The sequence below is a fragment of the Niabella digestorum genome, from assembly GCF_036409055.1.
GTDB lineage: Bacteria > Bacteroidota > Bacteroidia > Chitinophagales > Chitinophagaceae > Niabella > Niabella composti.
The window spans coordinates 144,407-167,974 of sequence record NZ_JAZGLY010000004.1 but is presented as its reverse complement, the minus strand read 5'-3'; the positions used below and the strand labels follow the sequence as shown (position 1 = coordinate 167,974).

The following is a 23,568-nucleotide window of genomic DNA, read 5'->3' as shown; positions in this document are numbered from 1 at the left end:
GCGTCAAGTATCTTACCGATCGTTTCCGATAAAACATCTGATTATTGTTTTGGCGCATCCTGCGAAGAACTGTTTCTTCCAATTGTTTTCATTTGTATTAAATCAACCAGGAATGAGAATCCCATGGCAAAGTAAATATAGCCTTTGGGAATTTTTATTTCGAAGCCTTCAGCAATCAGTGTAAAGCCAATCAGCATCAAAAAGCAAAGCGCCAGCACTTTGAAGGACGGATGCCTACTGATGAAGGATGCGATAGGTTTAGACGCCACCAACATAATGCCTACTGTTACAATAACGGCGGTGTACATAATCCACAACTCATTTACCATACCTACCGCGGTAATAATGGAGTCGATGGAGAAAACCACATCCAGTATGATGATTTCTGACAGAAATTTTCCGAAGCTACCCGATTTTATCTGAGTGGGTGCATTAGGATTTTCCTGTTCGGTCTTATGATAAATTTCTTTAGTGCTTTTATACAATAGGAAAATACCTCCTGCAATCAGAATGAGCTCTTTCCCTGTAAATGGCATTCCGAAGAGGATGAACAATGTTTTATCCAACTTCAGAATCCAAGAAATGATGGCCAGCAAAATGAGGCGCATTACCATTGCCAAACCTATACCCCATAGACGCAGTTTGTTACGTTGTTGTTCAGGTAGTTTATCTGCAAGGATGGAAATGAAAATAATATTGTCTATTCCTAGCACTACTTCAAGCGCAATCAACGTAATAAGTGGAATAATAGCGTCAGCCATACAGAATACATTACGTTAATAATTATCGTAGTCAATATTTTCAATAAGCATGCCTGGTTGTAGTAGAACGGTTTTTATGCCCAGTTTTTCTGCATTGGGAAGATTGCCGATTGTATCATCTACAAAAATCGTTTCTTCGGCTTTAATACCTGCATCGTTCAGCACAAATTCATAAGCATCAGTGTTAGGTTTACGTAACCCGATGCCATGCGAGTAATAGGCCTTAGTAAAGAAGCTTTCCAGCGATGGATAAGATGTTTCTTTGCGAAGCTGTGCTGAGAAATAATCGTAATGAATGGCATTGGTATTGCTCAACAGATATAAGTTGTATCGTTCTTTTAGTTCTGTAAGAAATTGCAGACTACTTAATCGGTAATTTAATAGCAAGGCATTCCAAGCATCTCTTATCTGCTCATCGGTAATAGGTTGCGGAGCTTGATTTTTTATCTGTTTATAAAATTCTTGAGGAGTGATTTTTCCTGTTTCTAGATTTTGAAAAAGCGCATTAGCATGATGTTGCGAAAACATGTCGTCGAAATTGCTAAATCCCAACGCTTCAAAAGCTTCAAAAGTTTTTTTGAAATCTATATTGTAGATAACACCTCCAAAGTCGTAAATAATATTCTTAATCATAAAACGAAGATAAGGCAAATGCGTTTGGTGGATTGTTGAATCTATGTTAATGCGCTTCCAGCCAGTTTTCTCCTTCGCCACATTCTGCTATTACCGGTACTCCATGAGGTAGATTTAATGCAGTTTGCATATTTTCAATAACCAGCGGCTTTAGTTCATTCACTTCATCTTTTCGAGCATCAAACACTAATTCGTCATGCACTTGCAAAATCATTTTGCTTTTCATACCTGCCTTTTTCATTGCTGCATGTATTTTTTGCATTGCCAGTTTAATCATGTCTGCTGCGGTACCTTGTATAGGAGAGTTGATGGCATTGCGCTCGGCAAAGCCTCGTACCGTAAAGTTGCTGGAGTTGATATCTTTTAGCCAGCGCTTTCTTCCCATTAGTGTTTGTACATATCCGTGTTCGCGCGCGAAATTGATGGTATCGTCCATATAGCGCTGAATACCGGAAAATTCTTTTTTATAACTATCAATGATGGCTTTAGCCTCGGTTCTTGAAATGCCTAAGTTATCCGCCAACCCAAAAGCGCCTTGACCATAAATAATTCCGAAATTGACGCTCTTAGCTTTGTAGCGCATTTCTTTGGTAACTTTTTCTGGCGACACATTAAATACTTTAGCAGCCGTGGCTGTGTGAATATCGGAGCCGCTTTTAAAAGCAGCTACCATGTTTTCATCGCCACTAATACCAGCCACAATGCGCAACTCTATCTGGGAGTAGTCTGCCGAAAGTAGTATGTGATTTTTATCGCGTGGAATAAAAGCTTTTCTTATTTCTCTTCCTCTGTCTGTGCGCACCGGAATATTTTGCAGATTGGGATTATTGCTAGCCAACCTTCCCGTAACGGCTACCGCTTGGCCGTAAGTAGTATGTACGCGTCCGGTTTTAGGATTGATCAGTTGTGGTAAGGCATCCACATAGGTGGATTTTAGTTTGGTCAATTCTCGATAGGCAATAATTTCTTCAGCAATGCTGTGTCCTTTGGCCGCCAGTTTTTGAAGGACCTCTTCGCCGGTTTGGTACTGACCTGTTTTAGTTTTTTTTGCCGAAGCATCTAGTTTCAGTTTTTCAAACAAAACTTCTCCCAGTTGTTTGGGCGATGCCAGATTAAAACGCACGCCGGCTATTTCAAACACTTTTCTTTCTGCCTCTGCCGCCGCTTTTTCCAGCTCTAGCGAATAGGCTTTTAAAAATCCTTCATCAATGCGCACGCCTTCGTATTCCATATCCATCAGCACTGGTACCAAAGGATTTTCCACTTCATGAAAAACACGCTCTACTTCTTTTTTCTTGAGCAAGGGAGTGAAGACATTTTTCAGCTGCAGGGTGATATCGGCATCTTCTGCAGCGTAGTCTTTAATCTTTTCCAGCTCCACCTCTCGCATACTTTTTTGATGTTTGCCTTTTTTGCCGATGAGTTCTTCAATATGTATAGGTTCGTAACCCAGATATTTGGCACTAAGCTGATCCATACCGCGTTTACCATCGGGCTCTATAACGTAATGCGCCAACATAGTATCAAAGAGTTTTCCGGCAAACTCTACTCCGTACCATTTCATGATGAGGAGGTCGTATTTCAAATTCTGCCCTACCCAGGTTTTTGAAGGATCTTCGAATAAAGGTTTGAATGCTTCAATAAGCTGTTCTGTTTCCTTACGCTCTGGAGGGCAGGGTACCCAATAAGCCATTCCAGGCATAACCGAAAAGCTCATCCCTACCAGCTCTGCAAGGTTGGCGTCGATATCCGTTGTTTCGGTATCAAAGCATATTTCGTCGTACTTGCTTAATTCTTGAACCAGCGATTGTACAGCTTCTTGTCCGATGACGGCTTTGTAATCGTGGGGTACATCGGTAATTTTTTTCAAAGAGGAAAAGGCAGGAGCGTCAGCTTCCTCTTCCATTACAGGTGTAGCTGGGGCTGCGCTTGTTTCTCCCCCAATAATATTTCCAAATAAATCTATCTGTACACCTTTACTTGTAGTACTGGATATGGTAGACTCGGTAGGCGCCGTAACTTCTTCACCCAACAATCTTTTGCCCAGGGTTTTGAATTCCAGCTCTGCAAATATTTCTCTCAGTACCTCTTTATTCCATTCCTTTACCCGAAAGGTTTCTTCATGAAAATCGATGGGTACATCGGTAATAATGGTGGCTAACTTTTTGGATAATATCGCCAAATCTTTTCCTTCTTGTACTTTCCGTCCTAATGCTCCCTTGATATGTTCGGCATTGGCCAGCACGTTTTCCAATGTACCATATTCGGCCAATAATTTGGCAGCTGTTTTTTCACCTACACCTGGAATACCGGGAATATTATCCACTGCATCACCCATGAGCCCTAACACATCAATCACCTGCGAAACGTTTTGAATATTCCATTTTGCACAAACCTCTTCGGGCCCTAATATCTCTGCTTCACTACCTTGATACCCCGGTTTGTAAATTTTGATTTTATCCGTTACCAGCTGGCCATAGTCTTTATCGGATGTTACCATAAATACTTCAAACCCCTGTTCTGCGGCCTTCTTGGCTAAGGTGCCGATAACATCATCGGCTTCATATCCGTCTTTTTCTACACAGGGAATATTAAAGCCTTCAATTATGCGTTTGATATCCGGCACGGCAATCAATATATCTTCAGGTGTTTCTTGGCGGTTTGCTTTATAATCAGCATAATCGGTATGACGTTCGGTCGGTTCATGCGTATCAAAGCAAACAGCCATGTGCGAAGGCTTTTGTTTATTGAGCAATTCCACCAATGTGTTGGTGAAACCAAATTGGGCGTTGGTATTTTTATTCTTACTGGTAATACGCGGACTACGAATTAAAGCATAGTAAGCCCGGAATACCAGTGCATAGGCATCTAATAAAAACAGCTTTTTTTCCATATCTGCTAAGGTAGTGAGATTTGTGCTTCAGGCCGGATACAAATGGTGTTTTGTATAGATTTTATGATACAGGCTGTAGTGCTTCTATCAGCGTAATTGTGTCACTCACTTTATTTGTGGTGCATACCTCATCACAAAAAGGCGGCTCGTATATACGAGCCGCCATGCTTCCAAAAATCATGAAAAAATAGAAGACTGTTATTGCTTAACATCAAATCTGTCCAGATTCATCACTTTGTACCATGCCGCAATAAAGTCTTTCACAAATTTTTCTTTTGCATCATCGCAGGCATATACTTCAGCTACAGCTCTCAGTTCAGAGTTAGAGCCAAAAACAAGATCTGCACGTGTTCCGGTCCAACGTAATTCGCCTGTCTTACGGTCAAATCCTTGATACAATTCTCTGTGAGAGCCTTCTACCACTTTCCATTCAGTAGCCATATCCAACAGATTTACGAAGAAATCGTTGGATAGTACGCCTACACGATCAGTGAAGACACCGTTTTGAGAGCCGTCGGTATTGGTACCTAGTACGCGTAAACCACCTATTAATACAGTCATTTCAGGAATGGTAAGTGTCAATAGCTGTGCTCTGTCGATAAGGGCTGCTTCTGTAGAGAATGGGGTATATCCTTTTTTAAAATTGCGGAATCCATCTACTTTTGGCTCTAGGAAGGAGAAGGCCCATTCATCGGTTTGTTCTTGTGAGGCATCGCCGCGGCCTGGCAGGAAAGGCACCTTGAAGTCGAATCCTGCAGCTTGAATCGCTTTTTCCAACCCTACATTGCCTGCCAGCACAATGATGTCGGCAAGAGAAATATCGATACCGGCGTTATTGACATCGGTTTTTACGATTTCCAATGCTTCGAGTACTTTGTTCAGCAATGCGGGATTATTTACCTCCCAGTTACGTTGTGGTGCCAGACGTATGCGGGCACCGTTGGCACCACCGCGTTTATCAGATCCACGGAAAGTAGAAGCCGACGCCCAGGCTGTAAATACCATTTCAGAAACGCTTAAGCCTGTAGCTTCTATACGGGCTTTTACTTTGTTAATTTCATCTTCAGTCAGGTTGTAATTGCCTGCGGGTACAGGGTCCTGCCAGATTAAATCTTCTTCCGGTACTTCGGGACCTAGATAGCGCGATTTTGGACCCATATCGCGGTGTGTCAATTTGAACCAAGCTTTGGCAAAGGCATCGGCAAATTCATCCGGATGTTCAAGATAACGACGTGCAATTTTTTCGTATATGGGATCGTAACGCAGCGCTAGGTCGGTAGTAAGCATGGTAGGTTTTACCTTTTTGTTAGGGTCGTGTGCATGTGGAATGATTTCTCCCACATTTTTTGCAACCCATTGATGCGCTCCGGCAGGAGATTTGGTTAGCTCCCATTCAAAACCAAACAGATAACTTAAGTATAAATTAGACCATTCGGTGGGTTTGCTGGTCCAGGTTACTTCCAGTCCGGAGGTAATAGTATCGCCTCCTTTACCGGTACCATAGGTGCTTTTCCATCCCAAGCCTTGTTCTTCAAGGTCGGCAGCTTCGGGTTCTTTGCCTACATGATCGGCAGGGCCGGCACCATGCGTTTTTCCGAAGGTATGACCACCTGCAATTAAGGCAACGGTTTCTTCATCAGTCATACCCATTCTGGTAAAAGTGTCACGGATGTCTTTGGCAGAAGCCACAGGGTCAGGATTGCCATCGGGTCCCTCAGGGTTTACATAAATCAGTCCCATTTGCACGGCTGCCAATGGGTTTTCTAGGTTTCTGGAATGTATCTTTCCGTCTGCATCATCCTCCGACACTAGTACGCCTTCACCTTCAACGCCTGCTGAGCCATGGGCGTATCTTTTGTCGCCTCCCAGCCAGGTAGTTTCAGAACCCCAGTATACGTCTTGATCGGCTTCCCAGGTATCTTCACGCCCTCCACCGAAACCAAAAGTTTTTAGTCCCATTGATTCTAAAGCTACATTACCGGCAAGAATCATAAGATCTGCCCAGGAAAGCTTGCGTCCATATTTTTGTTTTACCGGCCAAAGCAATCTTCTGGCTTTATCAAGGTTTACGTTATCGGGCCAACTATTGAGTGGGGCAAAGCGTTGTTGTCCGCGACCACCGCCGCCGCGGCCGTCTTGGATACGATAGGTTCCGGCACTGTGCCATGCCATACGGATGATTAAGGGTCCGTAATGACCGAAGTCGGCAGGCCACCAGTCTTGAGATGTGGTGAGTACTTGCTTAATGTCTTCTTTTACGGCATTTAAATCTAATGATTGAAAGGCTTCGGCGTAGTTGAAGTCTTTATCCATAGGATCGGATAACGAAGAATGTTGCCGAAGAATGTGTAATCTTAATTGATCAGGCCACCAGTCTTTATTTTGTGTTCCAGTGCCTGCAACACCTTTGTCCATGCTTCCGTTGTGGAAGAGACATTTGCTGATGTCATTTGCATTTTTTTCCATTGTTGAACATTTATGTATGTGCAAACAAACTTAGAACAATAGTTCTATAAGAAAAATCGATTAATTCTATTTTGCTATAAGTATTATCTATGAAGATGTATCTATAAGTTTATAGAAAGGGTTGGATATTGACGTTTTTTAAAGAATATTTATATATCATTGCAACTTATTATAACCTATAGGAAATATGTATATCTGCTGGGCGTTTATACTATTGCCTTATCCTATTTAGCCTAATGTTTAATGGATAAACAAAATGACTAACAAAAGGACCTCTCCAATTAAAGAAGTATGGTGTCAAAATATTAAAATGGAGTTAATGTTTCCCTCGGTGTTGCGCTCCTGATGTTTGTTACGTTCCATAATGTGGAAAGATTTTTGCTGAATGGTAATGTCGTTTAATAAGATTGATTAATCATTAAATCAGAAGCGTACCCAGTAATGGCGATGAAAAAAATAAAAAGTACTTCTTTAGTTATATCCACCTACAATTGGCCCGCAGCCTTGAGGCTTTGTTTGCAAAGTGTTATGAACCAATCTGAGTTACCTGATGAGGTAATTATCGCAGATGATGGTTCGGGGTCTGAAACCAGAGAGTTGATCGAGTCTTTTCAAGAAAAATTCCCTGTGCCATTAATGCATGTATGGCATGAGGATAAAGGGTTTAGAAAAACTGTTATTCTTAATAAGGCCATCAAACAAGCTTCGGGAGCGTATATTATTCAGGTTGATGGCGACGTAATTCTGCATAAGAACTTTATTGCTGATCATATTTTTCTAGCCGAAGAAAATTGTTTTGTACGTGGTTCGAGGGGTATGCTCACTCCCGATAAAACAAAGCAGCTCATTAACGGTAATGCGGAGGCTAGGCTCCACAGCTTATCGTCGGGTATTTTAAATAAAATGAATGTGCTTCGATGCAAGTGGTTGGCCCCTGTTATTGCGAGAAAAAGCCTTTCTTCCAAATCCGTAAGAGGCAGCAATCTTGCATTTTGGAGAAAGGATTTTGAAATGGTGAATGGATATAATAATAATCTTATTGGCTGGGGACATGAGGATGAAGAACTGGCAACAAGATTTACGAATAAAGGTATATACAAAAAGGTGGTAAAACTGGCTGCTGTGCAATATCACTTACATCATAAGGAGGCCTGTCGAAAGAACGAGCCGCTCCATGCAGAATTTGTATTGCGTATAAGAAGAATAAATACCATATATTGCGCTAACGGACTTAATCAAATTTAATCGCAATAATGGCAACAGCGGCAAACCAGGCTAATATATCACTGATTGTCTCTACTTATAACTGGCCCGAAGCCTTGCGTCTTTGTCTGATGAGTATTCGGGCACAATCCATGTTACCTAAGGAAGTTATCATTGCTGATGATGGTTCTGGAAAAGCTACAGAGCAATTAATTGATGAGTTCCGTAAAGACTTTCCTATACCGCTGATACATGTATGGCAGGAAGACAAAGGCTTTCAGCTAGCACGTATCCGTAACAAGGCTTTTGCAAAAGCTTCGGGCGATTACATTGTACAGATTGACGGCGATTTGATACTACATAAAAGGTTTATTAAAGATCATTTCGATTTTAAAAGAGAAAATTGCTTTGTTACGGGTAGTAGGGTAATAATGTCGCCCGAACTGTCTGAAAGGCTTTTGAAGAAAAAAGATATTAAGGTTTCTGTTTTAAGCAAGGGAATTACCAATGTATTTAATGGCTTGCGTATTCCATTTCTTTCCCGTTTAATGCATGGTTACAGGCAAAACGACATTATGTATGTACGAGGCTGTAATATGGCTTTCTGGAAGAAGGATCTTATTACTGTAAACGGATATGATGAGTCTTTTGTAGGTTGGGGGCGCGAAGACAATGATATTGCTGTGAGGTTGAATAACGCCGGTGTACAGAAACGTACCATGAAATACGCCGGAGTAGTATTTCATATTTATCACCCTATGAAGTCACGCGCTGATCTGGAAAAAAATGACTACCTGCTACGAAAAGCAGTGGAGGAGGGAACGATTCTTTCCTCGTTGGGAATAAGCCAATATCTTTAAGAAGTTTGAGTAATTCCAAATATATTATCCAGCCGTTGATAAGCTTGTTCCTTTGCAAAGAATAAATCGAAGGTGGCCGATGCCATATGGCTTTGACGCTCGTAAAAAGCCGTATCATGCAACAATTGTTGGATAGCGGATGCAAACTGCGTGGCATCATTCGTTGCAATGCAACCATTATTTACTTTATTTAACAAACCATCCAGTCCTCTGTGATTACATACAATAGGCAGACCAAAGGATAATGCCTCTACCACTTTTATCTTAATACCGGTTCCCGATAACATAGGGCATATGGCTACTTTCGCCTGAGTGTAATAATCAGCCAAATCGTCTACAAACAATATTTTTTCTACGTTAGGGTAGTCATCAATATAACGTATAATCTTACCAATTACACAAATTTTTATATCTGATGGTAACAATGGATACACCTGTTTGAAGAACCACTCTGCTGATAGCTGATTATGTCTGATATCGCTCGCCACATAAATGATATCGTATTTTTTATCCTTGAAATCACGTCGTACAGAAGGTTTGTCCAACATAGTTTGTACAAGGCGCACATCATTTTTACAAAACTGACTGAATATATAATGTTCTTCGGTAGATACGGTCCATATCATATCAAACCACGATAATCTTCTCATTTCTTCTTTAAACGATGCGCCAATGTCAAAGTTTTTATGATGCTGATGTTGGGAAGTAAAGAAATCGTGCGTATCAATAATTGTGGTAGCACCTTTTAAATAAGGATTATTATGAATTAACGATGCACAAGTTACGTAGTTGATCAGCACGAAATCGTAACTGTTTTTTTTTAAAATATTATCGAATTGTTTTTGATAATAACGTGTAATGTGGTCGTATATGGGGGCTTTATAAAAGCCAGCCTTCTTTTTTATGAAGAATTCGGGAAGTTTATGAGAAAGAAAATAACGTAATATATTTTTTTTTGAAGGTTTACGGTCTAGCACAAATAACCTGTCTGCAAGTCCTGTTTGTTGAAAAGTGGCTATATCGCTATCAGACCACATACCCCATTCTCGATCACTCACAAAATCCACAGCGATGTCTCTTTCTTTAAAATATTGCAAAAGTTGTAGGCTCCATGTCTTATTGCCATGATTTTTGCTTAAAGGGTTGTCAAGCATCTGGTACAGGACTCTCTTATTGCTCATGCGCCAAAGTTAGCCATGAATAAGACATTTCACAGTCTGAAATGCTGATAAAGATGTTAATTTATTGATTGTTGAAAAACACAAGTTATTTGTGTTGCATTTGCTCATTATATTACGTTATATACTAGTGTTTGTGTTTGATGATTCCATGAAAGGTATTAAAATTTTGTATTTTTTCCCATATCCTATTGTAAATAGAAATCACGGGAACGTTACACGCGCGATTCAGTTTTTACAATATTTTGAAGCCCGTAAAAACCATATCAGTGTTGACTTCGTGACGGAAGAGCATAATTATGTAACGGATGAGAAAGAAAAGATGGAGCTTCTTTTCCCGGGGCTTCGTACATTCTTTTTGCAACGTAAGCACGATAAAAGCAACTATTTAAGATATCTTATTAAGGGAAAAATTCCGCATATTATTAATAAACGCCAACAGAAAAAGTTTCATACACATATTCCCTCTGAAGTAACGCATCGTGCCCGACAACAGTTTGATGAAATTCTGAAAGCCAATAGTTATGATGTGATTATCATCAGCTATGTGTTTTGGGCTTCACTAATACGAAATAATCCATACATCGGAAAGGCAAAGCTGGTGATGGATACACATGATTTAATGACCGGTCAGTATAAAAGCAGGGAAGGTTTTCGGTTGGGGGCTACATTTGAAGAGGAGATGAATATCTTGAATGAATTTCATGAAACCTGGTCTATCTCCACTGATGAACTGTATTTATTTTCGCAGTTTGCACCAAAATCAAAACACTTCTTTGTGCCGGTGATGTTTGAAAAAAAGCCGGTGGCAGTAAGTGAAGACAAACCCTACGACCTCATTTATGTAGCCAGCGATAACCCTTGCAACCAGAAATCGGCGAAGTGGTTTTTTGAAAAGGTATATCCCTTACTTCCTCAACATCTAAAGATTTGTGTTATCGGCGGCATCGTAAAGTTTATTCCCGACTTACCTAATGTACACAAAGTGTTTTTTGCCGAAACATTGGATACTTACTATCAGCAAAGTAAGATTGCCATATGTCCTATGCTGGAAGGCACTGGTGTAAAAGTGAAAGTGGTGGAAGCTTTTTCCTTCGGGCTACCTGTTGTATGCACGCTAAGAGGGCTGGACGGGTTGCCTGCGAAAAAACACAACGGCTGTCTGATGGCAGCGGATGAAGCCGCATTTGTGAAACATATTCTCAATCTGCTGGAAGATGCGACACTTTATAATAGAGTGCGCGAGGAAGGGATCGCTATGATCGAAAAGTATTTCGATAAAGAATCGGTATATCGGGAATTGGATGAAATATTAGGAATTGCTTAAGTTGCATAACGGAATGAGCGCTTAAAAAGCCATTACTTTTGCACTATGACCAATTTTATTCCCATTTTTCCGTTGCAACTGGTAGTGTTCCCAGGTGAGCATCTGAACCTTCATATATTCGAACCGCGTTATCAGCAGCTCATTACAGAGTGCTATCAAGCAAAAAAGCCGTTTGGAATACCGGTTGTTATTGATAAAAAAATACAGGATTATGGCTCACTGATACATGTACAGGAGATTGTAAAGATCTACCCCAATGGGGAGATGGATATAAAAACCACAGCAGAAAAAGTTTTTCGTGTTCTGGAAGTAATCCCCTCGGTGCCGGAAAAATTATATTCAGGTGCTATCGTTAACTATTTGCCCAATGATTGGGAGGGCAGCAAGTCTATGATGAAAACACTCATTCAGCGGATGAGGGACTTTCATGCTAGATTGCAGGTGGAAAAACAGTTTTACAAAAGCGAAGAAGAGCTCACCTCATTCGATATTGCCCATCATTCGGGACTTACTTTGTGGCAGGAGTACGAGCTATTGCAGCTTACCAGCGAACGTCAGCGCCAGGAGTATTTAAAAAAGCATTTTGAAGCGCTTCCGGCTATTGAAGAAGCTCAAAAAATCAGAGAAAAAATTCAAATGAATGGCCATTTCAGATATACAGATGGGTTTGAAGTAAAATGAGTAATTGAAAACTTTACCTTCTGATTTTCAACTTTTCTACCTACTTTCACGTCATGTCCGTTACTATTTGTTTTGATTTTGGAAACACCCGCAAGAAGGCCGCCATTTTCGAAAACAGCGAAATTGTAAAGGTGCTGAACTTGCAGGATGATGCGTCTGCAACTATCGAATCCCTCATAACTACTTATAAACCAGACAATTCTATTTTATCCTCTGTAGTACAGCACAACCCTGAAATAGAGGATATTCTGAAAAGAAATACCCGATTTCACTTGCTCGACCATACTTCAAAGCTGCCCTTTACTACGCCGGCCAAGCATCCTGAAACTATTGGTGCCGATAGGTTGGCTTTGCTGGCTGCCGGTGTGCATTTTTTTCCGGGAAAAAACTTATTATTGATTAGTCTTGGAACCTGTATTACCTTAAACTTTATCAATAAATACAAAGAGTTTTTGGGAGGTTCTATCTCTCCGGGGCTGGAGATGAGGCTCAAGGCTTTAAATCATTATACTGCCAAGCTGCCTTACACACCTCCCAGAGCTGATGTTCCCCTCATTGGTTATGATACGGATTCCAATATTCTGTCGGGTGTGATCTTGGGAATGGCTTATGAGCTGGACGGATTTATAAACGAGTATAAGGCTCGGTTTAGCAACTTTAACGTGGTATTAACCGGTGGCGATGTGCAACATTTGGCATCACACATTAAAAACAGGATATTTGCCGACCCTGATTTAATATTTAAAGGCTTATATGCTATTAGTGAGATTAACAATGCTTAGGAAATTACGCTGTTCTAAAAGCCAGGCATTAGCGGTTCTTAGCACTTTGCTTTTTTATAATGCACTGGCGCAGGACAATTCGCCATATTCAAGATACGGACTGGGAAACCAAGTACCTACCACCAATGTGGCTAATCGGGGTATGGGGGGTGTAGCTGCTGCTTATAATGATGCTTATACCGTAAACTATGCCAACCCGGCGAGTTATGCCTTCTTTTCTTCTTTTCAGGAAACTAATTCCCGAAAGTTAAGTTCAGGAAGGGTAGCGTTTAATATTGGAGCCGACCTTCAAAGCCGCACTCTTACAGACAGAGATGCGCAGTCGAAATTCAGTTCTCCCAATATTCTTTTTAGCCATGTTATGATGGGAGTTCCTGTGCGAAAGAACTGGGGATTGGCGTTCGGATTACGTCCGCTTACCAGCATCAATTATAAAATACAGAATACAGGGGTGATGCGCGATCCCAATACCAACTTGCCCATCGACTCCTTTACTACGGTATATGAAGGGCAAGGAGGCGTATATCTAGCTTCTTTGGGAACCGCAGTGAAATTTAAAACCGGAAAATCGCAATATTTAAGCTTAGGAGTGAACGGAGGTTATATGTTTGGCCACCGTGATTACAGCACCCGACTTTCATTTATCAACGACTCCATCAGATATTCCAGTGCCAATTACGAGAATAAAACTTCAATTGGCGGACTATATTTTGATGCAGGGCTGCAGTATCACTTTAAAGCAGGCGAGGATTTGTATGTAGGGTTAGGTGCTTACGGTAATTGGAAACAAAAAATCAACACCTCCCGCAATTTTGTAGCCGAAACATATACTTATAACCCTAATCTGGGTAATGTACCGATTGATACAGCTTATTCCTCCAGCAATATCAAGAGCAATATTCTATATCCCTCCAGTATTACCGGAGGATTTACGATACAGAAACTACCAGGCATCGATGCCAATGAGGCGGGGTGGATCGTAGGAGCAGATTTTACCTATAATAATTGGAAGGAGTTTAGAAGCGAAGGACAAATTGATACCGCTGTAAAAAGCAATTGGCAGGCCAAAGTAGGTGCTGAGTTTCACCCGATACCCAAGAAAAGCTACCTGAGTCGTACGCTGTATCGAGTGGGTTTCTTTACGGGGCCGGATTACATCTATTTGAGACAAAAGACCCTGCCTACACTAGGAGTTTCTGTGGGAGTAGGATTGCCTATTGCCAATTACAGTCCTCAAGCACGCTATCAGGCCAGCATGGTTAATCTAAGTTTTGAATTTATAAAGCGCGGTAATAACGATAATATTTTAAAAGAAAATTTATACCGCTTGTCGCTAGGTTTTTCCCTTACTGATCTGTGGTTTATCGGAAAAACTAAGTATTTCGAGGATTAAGCAATGCGCTTATTGTATCTTAGCACCAACTTTAACAGCATAGCCTTGAGATACTTTTTCATTTTTTTGGGTGCATTGTTGATGCTTTCGTGCGAAAACAGCGAGAGCGATATTCAGGCGCTTAATAGAAGATCTGTTCAAAAAGATGAAGCTCGGAAAGTGGAAAGCTTTTTATCTCAGGGGGGACAGGTAAAAGCCCGTCTTATCACTCCTGTAATGCTGCGTGTGAATGCCGATACTCCGTATGTAGAATTTCCTCAATCGCTTCATGTAGATTTTTATAACGATAGCAAAATTGTTGAAACACGACTGGATAGCAAATACGGTAAATACTATGAAAAACTGAATAAGGTTTACCTGCGTGATAGTGTGGTAGTGGTGAGCATCAAGGGCGATACGCTTCTCTGCGAAGATTTATGGTGGGATCAGAACAAAGAAATATTTTACACCGACCTTCCCGTATTGCTGAAATCTCCTGCGCAATATATTCCGGCCAAAGACGGACTGGAGGCGACACAAGACTTTAAGAAGATTACTTTCAAAACTGTTCATGACAGCCGTCTCGTAACCGAGGAAGGCACATTGCCATAAACAAATTTTCAAGCTAACTATAGAAAACATGTCTCTAAAAAACAAAACGGCGCTAATTACCGGTGCCAGCCGGGGTATTGGAAGAGCCATTGCCTTGCGTTTAGCCCAGGAAGGCGTCAATATCGTAATTGCCGCTAAATCTGTGGCCGAAAATGAAAGACTTGGGGGTACCATTTTTTCCGTTGCTCAAGAACTGGAAGCCATAGGAGCTAGAGCCCTACCCGTACAATGTGATATACGTAATGAATCGATGATAAATGACTGCGTAGCAAAAGCTGTGGAAACTTTTGGTGGGATTGATATTGTAGTGAATAACGCTTCAGCTATATCGCTGACGGGTACGGAAGAAACGCCACTGAAGCGGTTCGACCTGATGCATGATATAAATGTTCGGGGAACATTTTTAGTGACTCAGGCTTGCCTGTCTTATTTGAAAAAATCCGATCACGCCCATATTTTAACGCTGTCACCTCCTGTCAATATCAAATCTCAATGGTTGGCTCCTCATGTAGCCTATACCATTAGTAAGTATAGCATGAGTATGATGGCCTTAGGCTGGGCTGAGGAATTTAAAAATATCTCCATCGCATCCAATGCATTATGGCCCCGTACCACTATTGATACCGCTGCGGTACGCAACTTATTGGGCGGTGAAAAACTAGCTCACATGAGCCGTAAACCCACTATTATGGCCGATGCGGCGTTCTTCATTTTGCAACAGCCTCCTGCAGAGTGTACGGGAAACTGCTTTATCGATGAGGAAGTGCTGCGACAAAACGGCATTACCAATTTTGAGGAGTATGCGGTAGTGAAAGGAGCCTCGTTGTATAATGACTTATTTATAGATGCACACCCTAAAAGCGAATAAAATGGCAAAAGCGCGCAAAACTGGTTAATAAATTGATAAAAGATTGGAGAAAGCTATCTATAGTAGAATTTTGATTTTATCTTTGTCCTTTATAATTTTGCCCAAGGGAAGCCCTTGACTATAGGGAGATGCATTAATTTTGTATTTTTCGTCATACTAAGGCTGGAAAAAAGTCTGTTTTAACCATCGATCACAAATGGTTGAAACAGCTTTTTTATTTCTATACTATACCTATTGGGGTTCTTGGGTATTGATTTTTACCTCTTCGTACAAATAATCTTTACGTTTCAGTTCAAAATTTCGTCCCAAATAAAGTTTGCGTACTTGTTCATTGGCAGCGAGCTCTTCGGCAGTACCTTTTTCGAAAATTTTTCCATCAATCAGCAAATAAGCTCTGTCGCAAATGGAAAGTGTTTCGTTTACGTTATGGTCAGTAATAAGTATGCCGATATTTTTATATTTCAAGCGGGCAACAATGCTTTGGATGTCCTCCACGGCAATGGGGTCGATTCCGGCAAATGGCTCATCAAGTAAAATAAATTTAGGATTTACGGCTAGTGCGCGAGCAATCTCCGTACGTCTTCTTTCTCCCCCGCTCAATACATCCCCATTGCTTTTACGAACATGCTCCAGACGGAACTCCGCAATCAGTTCTTCCAATTTTTTCTTCTGTTCTTCTTTACTCAGTTTGGTCATCTCCAGTACTGCCGCAATATTATCTTCTACGCTCAGTTTTCTGAAAACAGAAGCTTCCTGTGGCAGATAGCCGATGCCCATCTGCGCACGTTTGTACATAGGCAATTTGGTAATGTTCTCATCATTCAGGAATACATCACCTTCATCTGGCTTAATCAACCCCACTACCTGATAAAAGGAAGTAGTTTTTCCGGCTCCGTTAGGACCTAACAATCCCACGATTTCTCCCTGATGCACTTCAAAGGATACGTTGTTTACAACGGTGCGTTGCCCGTAACGTTTCACCAGATTTTGAGTTCGAATTGTCATTTGCATGGGTTACAAAAGTAACATGCTAATTTGATAATTAGTCAAACAACAGCTGTTAAAATAAAGCGACTTTTTAGTTAGGAGCATGACGATTGCATTTTAAGAATCTCTTCCACATAAGTGCGATCGTTCGAAAGACGCGGAACTTTGTGCTGTCCACCCAATTTGCCTTTTTGTTGCAGCCATTTGTTGAAGCTACCTTTAGGTATATTGTGGACAACGGGCATGGATAGTGCTATGTTTTTATAACGTTTGGCTTCGTAATCGCTGTTAGTGTTTTGTAATGCAGTATCTAGTTCTTTAACGAATGCATCAAAGTTGTCGGGCTCTTTTTCAAATTCGATCAGCCACTCATGGGCTCCACTAGAGTCGTTGGAGAAGTAGACGGGTGCAGCTGTATAATCATTTACAATGGCGCCTGTTTTTTGGCAAGCAATGCTAATGGCCTTATCACTGTTATCAACAATCACCTCTTCGCCAAAAGCGTTGATATAATGTTTGATCCTTCCGCTTACTATAATCTTATAGGGATTTAACGAAACAAAGCGGATGGTGTCGCCCAGCAGATAGCGCCATAGCCCTCCATTGGTACTAATGACAAGTGCATAGTTAGTATTCAGGTCTACATCTTTCAACCCAATTGTTTGAGGATCATTTTTGCCATATTCACTCATAGGCATAAACTCCAGAAAGATGCCATGATCTGTAAAGAGTAACATGCCTTCATCACCAGGTTTTTCTTGGGCGGCAAAAAAACCTTCGCTGGCGTTGTAGGTTTCCAAATAATGAATTGGTTTTCCTATCAGGGTGTGAAATTGTTCCTTGTAGGGTGTAAACGATACACCTCCGTGAATATACAACTCTAGAGAGGGCCATACTTCCGCTATAGTCTTTTTGCCGGTTAGCTCCAATAAGCGTTTAAATAAAATCAACGTCCACGTAGGCACACCACTAATGGATGTTACATTTTCGTGCATGGTTTGCCGAGCCATTTTTTCCAATTTTTCCTCCCATTTATCCATTAGCGCTATGTCCAAATCCGGTGTGCGGAGCCAATTACCCCAAAATGGGCTGTTCTGTAACAGTACGGCACTTAAGTCGCCATAGCGTGCTTCATCGTTAAGCGGATTGATATTGTGGCTGCCACCCAATACCAGTCCCTTTCCCGTAAGCATATTGCTCTGTGGGTTGAACATATAATATATGGTCAACACGTCTTTAGCCGCTTTATAATGGCAATCCCCCAAACATTCTTCACTTACTGGAATGAATTTGCTCTTATCACTGGTAGTGCCACTGCTTTTGGCGAACCAATAGATAGGGCTATTCCATAAAACATTCTGCTCGCCTTGCATAATTCTTTCAATGTAAGGCTTCAGATCGTCGTATTCATTGATGGGAACAGCTTTTTTAAAATCCCTGATATTATAAATGTGATTGAATCCATGCTTACGGCCAAATTCGGTATACTGGGCTGATGTAACCAAATTTTGTATAACCTCTCTTTGCGAATCAATAGGATGACTACGCCAGGCTTCAATACGCCAGTGCCGCAAGCGAGCAAGGGATGATATTGCCGGACTTAATAGTGCCATGAGTATCGCAATATTAATGCATAAAACTAAACATTAGAAATGAAAAACTATTGAGCTATAATTTAATAAATCGTAACGCCAATATTTAAATAAATGAAAGAAATTTAAATCCTTTTTTATAAAATTTAACCTCCCTAGCGACTATAATCGACATGTACAAAAAAATGCTGAAAATTAGATTTTTGTTAAAAAAAAACCATAATAGAGGATAATGTTAGTAATTTTCTAACTGCTGGCTGTAATAATTTAATATTTATGAATTGTTTTGATTTTTGCGAAAAATGATTAGATTTGATTTCGAAATATTTCGATTTTTGTAAAACGAAATTGATCGATGCAACACTTATTAAATAGAGAGGAAATATTAAAAAGGCTTGCTCAAAATCAAGAGAACTGGGATGTTTTTGTAATTGGCGGAGGGGCCACTGGCCTAGGTGTTGCATTGGATGCGGTTTCTAGAGGATATAAAACTTTGCTTGTAGAACAAGCGGACTTTGCGAAGGGTACCTCTAGTAGAAGTACCAAGCTGGTACATGGTGGTGTAAGATACTTGGCCCAGGGCGATGTAAAATTAGTGCGTGAAGCATGTATCGAAAGAGGGCTACTGCAGAAGAATGCTCCGCATCTGGTAAAGAATCAAACTTTCGTAATACCGATATATAATTTCTGGGATAGAATAAAATATACGATTGGCTTAAAAGTTTACGATTGGATTGCCGGTAGATTGTCGTTAGGGAAATCTATATTTATTTCCAGAGAGGCAACGATAAATGCTTTACCCGGTGTAAAACAGGAAGGGTTGATTGGCGGGGTGTTATATCATGATGGTCAGTTTGATGATTCACGCCTAGCGATCAATTTGGCGCAGAGTATTGCAGAGAACGGAGGTGTGGTAGTGAATTACATGAAAGTAGTGGGTCTTCGAAAAGACGATAGCGGCTTCATGTCTGGGGCCACTATGGTGGATGTAGAATCGGGGCAAACTTACAGTGTAAAGGCTAAGGCTGTTGTGAACGCCACTGGGGTATTTGTAGATGGTATTTTAAAGATGGACGATCCGGATGCAGAACCCACCGTAGTTGCAAGCCAGGGAATACATGTTGTCGTTGATAAAAAGTTTTTACCATCGCAGCATGCGCTCATGATTCCCGAAACCAGTGACGGACGTGTATTGTTTGCAGTGCCCTGGCATAATGAGGTGGTAATCGGAACTACTGATACGCCGGTAGGAGAACCTAGTCTGGAACCAAAGGCGTTGGAAAAAGAAATCGACTTTGTGTTGCAAACGGCTGCAGGATATCTAACCCAACCCCCTACACGGAAAGATGTATTGAGTGTGTTTGCAGGGCTTAGGCCACTTGCTGCCCCGCAGAAAGGTTCTCAGAAAACTAAAGAAATTTCGAGAAGCCATAAGATAGTAGTCTCTCCGTCGAACCTGTTTACTATTATCGGTGGTAAATGGACCACCTTCAGGAAGATGGGAGAAGATATGGTGGATGCCATAGAAAAACAGTTAGGCTGGCCGCATAAGAAAAGCCAAACGAGTCATCAGAAGATTCACGGATTTGTAGAGCAAATCAATTGGGATGACCCTCTTTACTACTATGGTAGCGATATGCCATTATTGAAAAACAACATAAATGGTACGGCCAATAACTGGTTAAGTGAAAGTTTGAAAATTCATGAAATGCAGGTGCGCTGGGCAGTGCGTAATGAAATGGCTCGGACTGTAGAAGATGTTTTGGCCAGAAGAACCAGGGCTTTGTTGCTGGACGCTAAAGAAAGCGTACGCATCTGCCGGAAGGTTGCTGAAATAATTGCCAGTGAATTAGGAAGAAGTAACGATTGGAAGGAGAAACAGATTAACGATTATGAAACGCTTGCGAAAGAGTATCAGTTAAGTTAATTGACACAACGATTGCTGTTTACATCAGCTGATTATTTTATTGTTATCGATAAATGATAATATCGTTAAGAATGTTTGGCTTGCTTTCCGGAGAAAGGTAAAATTCTTTTTTTGCGAAAAACTTAAATCAAATAGCAATGATTCTTTTTCTAAAAACTGCAGTGAGAAAGGCCAGATTGGCTCTTTTATTGCAATTGCTTGTTATGCTGTCGGCAGTTGCTTTTGCCCAGCAAAGAACAATAACTGGTGTGGTTATAGGCAGCGATGATAAACAGCCTTTACCCAATATCAGCGTTCAAGTGCAGGGAACTTCGCGGGGCGTAATGACTCGTGAAAATGGTTCATTTACTATTCAGGCCAGTACAGGCGAAACGCTGGTATTTACCGGTGTGGGGTACAAAGCCCTGAATATAGTATTAAAGAATGAATCTAATCTTTCCATAACACTCGAGCGTGATGCCGGAAGTATGGAAAATGTAGTAGTAACCGCTTTGGGTATTACCCGACAAGAAAAATCCTTGGGTTACGCTCTTACCAAAATTGATAGCTCACAGCTTACCGAAGCGGTGGCTTCCAACTGGACTGATGCGCTTTCCGGTAAAGTAGCGGGATTGGACATGGTACGCTCCGGCTCTGGTCCTGCAGGCTCCAACAAAATTATTTTGCGTGGTGAAAACAACCTTACCGGTGAAAATGAAGCGCTGATTGTAGTGGATGGAGTGGTTATTAATAACAGTAGTGGACGTCGTTCGGCCAATGCGTCAGACAACGTATACGCTACTAACAGTGATAACCTACCTGCAGACTATGGTAGCTCACTCAACGACCTTAACCCTCAAGATATCGAAAGTGTTTCGGTGTTGAAAGGTCCGGCTGCGGCAGCGTTGTATGGACAAAGAGGCGCCAATGGTGCTATTATCATTACCACCAAATCTGCAGCAACCAAGAAAAAGGGTCAGTTGAGCGTTCGCTTTACTTCAAATGGTTCTTTAGAATCTGTTAACCGCTATCCCGATCTTCAGTATGAATATGGTCAAGGTCTGGGAGGTGCTGTTTATTATTCTTACGGAGCTAGTGAAGACGGTTCTAGCACCAGCGGTACCAGTTCTGCATATGGTCCTCGTTTTAATGGACAATATTTCTATCAGTACGATCCTGTAACACAGGCTAGGGGAACAGAAAGAACACCATGGATACCCTACGATAATATCAACGATTTCTGGAATGTAGGAAATAACCTGTCTAACAACCTCACTCTTGATGGTAAATTCGGAACCACTTCACTTCGCTTGTCTGGTGGTCTTCAAAATAACTCATGGATTGTTCCGAATACCGGTTTTGTGAGAAAGTCATTAGCGTTATCATCTACTACAGATATTACTAAAAAAATAAAATTCTCCATTAAGGCCAACTACGGTAACAGAAAGAGTGACAACTTGCCAGCTGCGGGTTATGGTAACCAGTCATTGATGTATTGGTATATCTTCTGGCAACCGAATGCTGACCTCAACTGGTTGAAAAATTACTGGGAAATCGGTAACGAGTATAAAAAAATCGAATACCCCTATAGTTCATTCCCAGAGAATCCTTATGCTATCGTAAATGAATTTATCAACAAAACCAACAGACATAATGCTACCGGAAGTGCTCAAATCAACTATCAAATAACTCCGGAGTTAAGCTTCATGCTGCGTGGTAATATTGACTGGATGAAAGATAACCGCGAGCAGGATCGTCCATATGATGCCGGTTCGCGCTTGCCTTATGGTTCTGTGAGAAAGCAGGATATTCGTAGCTGGGAAAAGAGCTTTGACTTCCTGTTCCGATATAATAAGGACATAAAAAAAGACCTGAACTTGGGTTTAACTTTCGGGGGTAGCCAGCTGAGAAACGAGTACAACAAGTCGGATGTAAGAGCTGATGGTTTGCATATGCCTGATTCCTTATTGATTCGTTTGCCTGATTCCGTACTTACATCTCCTTATCCGGCAATCTACGATTATAAATATGCCATGCATAATTTGGTATATATTCCGGATACCAGCCGATATCAGATCAATAGCTTGTACGGTATTGTTAACTTAAGTTATAAGGACTATCTATTTGTAGAACTTACCGGAAGAAACGACTGGAATAGTGTGTTGGCAACAGCCAAAAGAACGGATAATGTAGGATTCTTCTATCCTTCTATTAATACTAGCTTTGTGCTGTCTGATGTTGCTAAACTGCCTTCTTATATTAACTATGCAAAGATTAGAGCATCACTGGCTCAGGTAGGTAGTGGTTCTACCACTCCTTATCGCACGGCATATACTTATCCGTTGGCACGTAATGGTACCTATCCTGACAGTGCTTTAATAAACCCTCGAATTTTGCCTAATGAAAACTTAAAACCACTGAAGACTACCACTTTTGAACTGGGTACGGAAATACAAATGTTCAAAAGAAGATTAAGTCTGGACGTGGCAGTATACTGGGGCAAAACCAACAATCAGATTCTTACTAGAACCGTTGACCGCTCATCAGGATACGATGCGGCTGTAATCAATGCCGGTCAGGTAAATAACAGCGGTGTGGAAGTAGCAATTAACGGTAAGCCTATTGTAAGGAAAAACGGCATTAATTGGACAATGTTTGCCACATTCTCTACCAATAGAAACAAAATTGTTTCCATGCCGGATAGTGCGGTATTGTTAAGAGCTGGACAAATAGCCAGCGGCCAGATTGTAGCTTCGATAGGCGGTAGTATGGGCGATGTGTATGGCTTAGGATATCAGCGTAGTCCGGATGGACAGGTAATCTACGATCCTACTACCGGATTCCCTAAAGTTACCGAGGAAATCATCTACTTAGGAAATACCACTCCTAGATACAAAATGAGCTTGGGTAATACGCTAAGCTATAGGGGACTTAGCTTGAAAGTATTGTTCGATGCACAATTGGGAGCTGTTTCTTACTCCTTGACACACTACAAGATGGTGGAACAGGGTAAGCTGAAGGTAACATTACCCGGACGCTATAACGGTATAATCGGTAATGGTGTGTTGGAGGTATTTGATGCTGATGGTAACGTAGTAGGATACAGAAAGAATGATGTGGTAGCTATAGACATCGATGAGTATTACAGATATCACATGGGAGCCTATAATGCAGAGGGTAGCGTATTTAAAACAGATTTTCTCAAATTCCGAGAAGCTAGCCTGATATACAGTCTCAGACCCAAATTATTGAAGAAGATTGGACTGAAATCTGCGTCAGTAGGTATCTACGGTCGAAACTTGTTTATTTGGTCTCCATGGCCCATGTTTGATCCTGAGTTTGGTACACTTAGCGGTACTGATATTGTTAGAGGTTTTGAAGTGGGGCAATTCCCATCTACCCGCACTGTAGGTTTTAATTTATCCATTGGACTTTAATCTTTAAAGA

Annotated in this window: 17 protein-coding genes; 10 read left to right on the top strand and 7 right to left on the bottom strand. The window is 41.1% G+C overall.

What is annotated here, in order from left to right; all coding sequences use genetic code 11:
* Positions 1–41: 41 nt before the first annotated feature.
* From V2H41_RS08205 to katG, 4 genes are all read right to left on the bottom strand, one after another.
* The gene (locus V2H41_RS08205; RefSeq protein WP_330974660.1) at positions 42–761 is read right to left on the bottom strand and encodes a TerC family protein; all 720 of its coding nucleotides are present in this window, start codon (positions 759–761) and stop codon (positions 42–44) included.
* Between the two features lie 15 nt (positions 762–776).
* Complete coding sequence (locus tag V2H41_RS08200; RefSeq protein WP_330974659.1) at positions 777–1,394, bottom strand: HAD family hydrolase; 618 nt, start codon at positions 1,392–1,394, stop codon at positions 777–779.
* Positions 1,395–1,440: 46 nt separating this feature from the next.
* Positions 1,441–4,287, bottom strand: coding sequence for a DNA polymerase I (polA, locus tag V2H41_RS08195; RefSeq protein WP_330974658.1), 2,847 nt, complete (start codon positions 4,285–4,287; stop codon positions 1,441–1,443).
* Positions 4,288–4,485: 198 nt separating this feature from the next.
* Entirely contained in the window at positions 4,486–6,753 is a 2,268-nt protein-coding gene (gene katG, locus V2H41_RS08190) for a catalase/peroxidase HPI (RefSeq protein ID WP_330974657.1), read from the bottom strand.
* 441 nt (positions 6,754–7,194) lie between these two features.
* On the opposite strand from katG, the gene V2H41_RS08185 reads away from it, so the two are divergent.
* Both V2H41_RS08185 and V2H41_RS08180 read left to right on the top strand, forming a co-directional pair.
* Positions 7,195–7,998, top strand: a complete 804-nt coding sequence (locus V2H41_RS08185) for a glycosyltransferase family 2 protein (RefSeq protein ID WP_330974656.1) — start codon at positions 7,195–7,197, stop codon at positions 7,996–7,998.
* A gap of 8 nt (positions 7,999–8,006) precedes the next feature.
* Entirely contained in the window at positions 8,007–8,816 is an 810-nt protein-coding gene (locus V2H41_RS08180) for a glycosyltransferase family 2 protein (RefSeq protein WP_330974655.1), read from the top strand.
* Here V2H41_RS08180 and V2H41_RS08175 read toward each other — a convergent pair.
* Positions 8,813–9,997, bottom strand: coding sequence for a glycosyltransferase (locus V2H41_RS08175; RefSeq protein ID WP_330974654.1), 1,185 nt, complete (start codon positions 9,995–9,997; stop codon positions 8,813–8,815). The genes V2H41_RS08180 and V2H41_RS08175 overlap by 4 nt on opposite strands.
* Before the next feature lie 100 nt (positions 9,998–10,097).
* Here V2H41_RS08175 and V2H41_RS08170 point away from each other — a divergent pair, with 100 nt between their 5' ends.
* The 6 genes from V2H41_RS08170 to V2H41_RS08145 are packed head-to-tail and all read left to right on the top strand — an operon-like array spanning position 10,098 to position 15,636.
* Positions 10,098–11,321 (top strand): glycosyltransferase, encoded by a 1,224-nt coding sequence (locus V2H41_RS08170; protein WP_330974653.1) that lies wholly within the window; start codon positions 10,098–10,100, stop codon positions 11,319–11,321.
* 45 nt (positions 11,322–11,366) lie between these two features.
* The gene (locus V2H41_RS08165; protein WP_330974652.1) at positions 11,367–12,002 is read left to right on the top strand and encodes an LON peptidase substrate-binding domain-containing protein; all 636 of its coding nucleotides are present in this window, start codon (positions 11,367–11,369) and stop codon (positions 12,000–12,002) included.
* Positions 12,003–12,055: 53 nt separating this feature from the next.
* On the top strand, positions 12,056–12,784 hold the full coding sequence (locus tag V2H41_RS08160) for a type III pantothenate kinase (protein ID WP_330974651.1): 729 nt from the start codon (positions 12,056–12,058) through the stop codon (positions 12,782–12,784).
* Positions 12,777–14,177 carry a BamG family beta-barrel-assembly machinery protein gene (locus V2H41_RS08155; RefSeq protein WP_330974650.1) on the top strand — a complete coding sequence of 467 codons (1,401 nt, stop codon included), beginning with the start codon at positions 12,777–12,779 and terminating at the stop codon, positions 14,175–14,177. Before V2H41_RS08160 ends, V2H41_RS08155 begins: the two co-directional genes overlap by 8 nt.
* Positions 14,178–14,222: 45 nt before the next feature.
* Positions 14,223–14,768, top strand: a complete 546-nt coding sequence (gene lptC, locus V2H41_RS08150; protein WP_330974649.1) for an LPS export ABC transporter periplasmic protein LptC — start codon at positions 14,223–14,225, stop codon at positions 14,766–14,768.
* 28 nt (positions 14,769–14,796) lie between these two features.
* Positions 14,797–15,636 (top strand): SDR family oxidoreductase, encoded by an 840-nt coding sequence (locus tag V2H41_RS08145; RefSeq protein ID WP_330974648.1) that lies wholly within the window; start codon positions 14,797–14,799, stop codon positions 15,634–15,636.
* A 231-nt stretch (positions 15,637–15,867) separates the two neighbouring features.
* On the opposite strand, the gene lptB is transcribed toward V2H41_RS08145, so the two are convergent.
* The gene (lptB, locus tag V2H41_RS08140; protein WP_330974647.1) at positions 15,868–16,641 is read right to left on the bottom strand and encodes an LPS export ABC transporter ATP-binding protein; all 774 of its coding nucleotides are present in this window, start codon (positions 16,639–16,641) and stop codon (positions 15,868–15,870) included.
* A 77-nt stretch (positions 16,642–16,718) separates the two neighbouring features.
* Positions 16,719–18,236, bottom strand: a complete 1,518-nt coding sequence (locus tag V2H41_RS08135; RefSeq protein ID WP_330974646.1) for a GH3 auxin-responsive promoter family protein — start codon at positions 18,234–18,236, stop codon at positions 16,719–16,721.
* 334 nt (positions 18,237–18,570) lie between these two features.
* Between V2H41_RS08135 and V2H41_RS08130 the strand changes: the two genes are divergently transcribed.
* The gene (locus V2H41_RS08130) at positions 18,571–20,142 is read left to right on the top strand and encodes a glycerol-3-phosphate dehydrogenase/oxidase (RefSeq protein ID WP_330974645.1); all 1,572 of its coding nucleotides are present in this window, start codon (positions 18,571–18,573) and stop codon (positions 20,140–20,142) included.
* Positions 20,143–20,279: 137 nt separating this feature from the next.
* Positions 20,280–23,558, top strand: coding sequence for a SusC/RagA family TonB-linked outer membrane protein (locus V2H41_RS08125; protein ID WP_330974644.1), 3,279 nt, complete (start codon positions 20,280–20,282; stop codon positions 23,556–23,558).
* Positions 23,559–23,568: the final 10 nt, after the last annotated feature.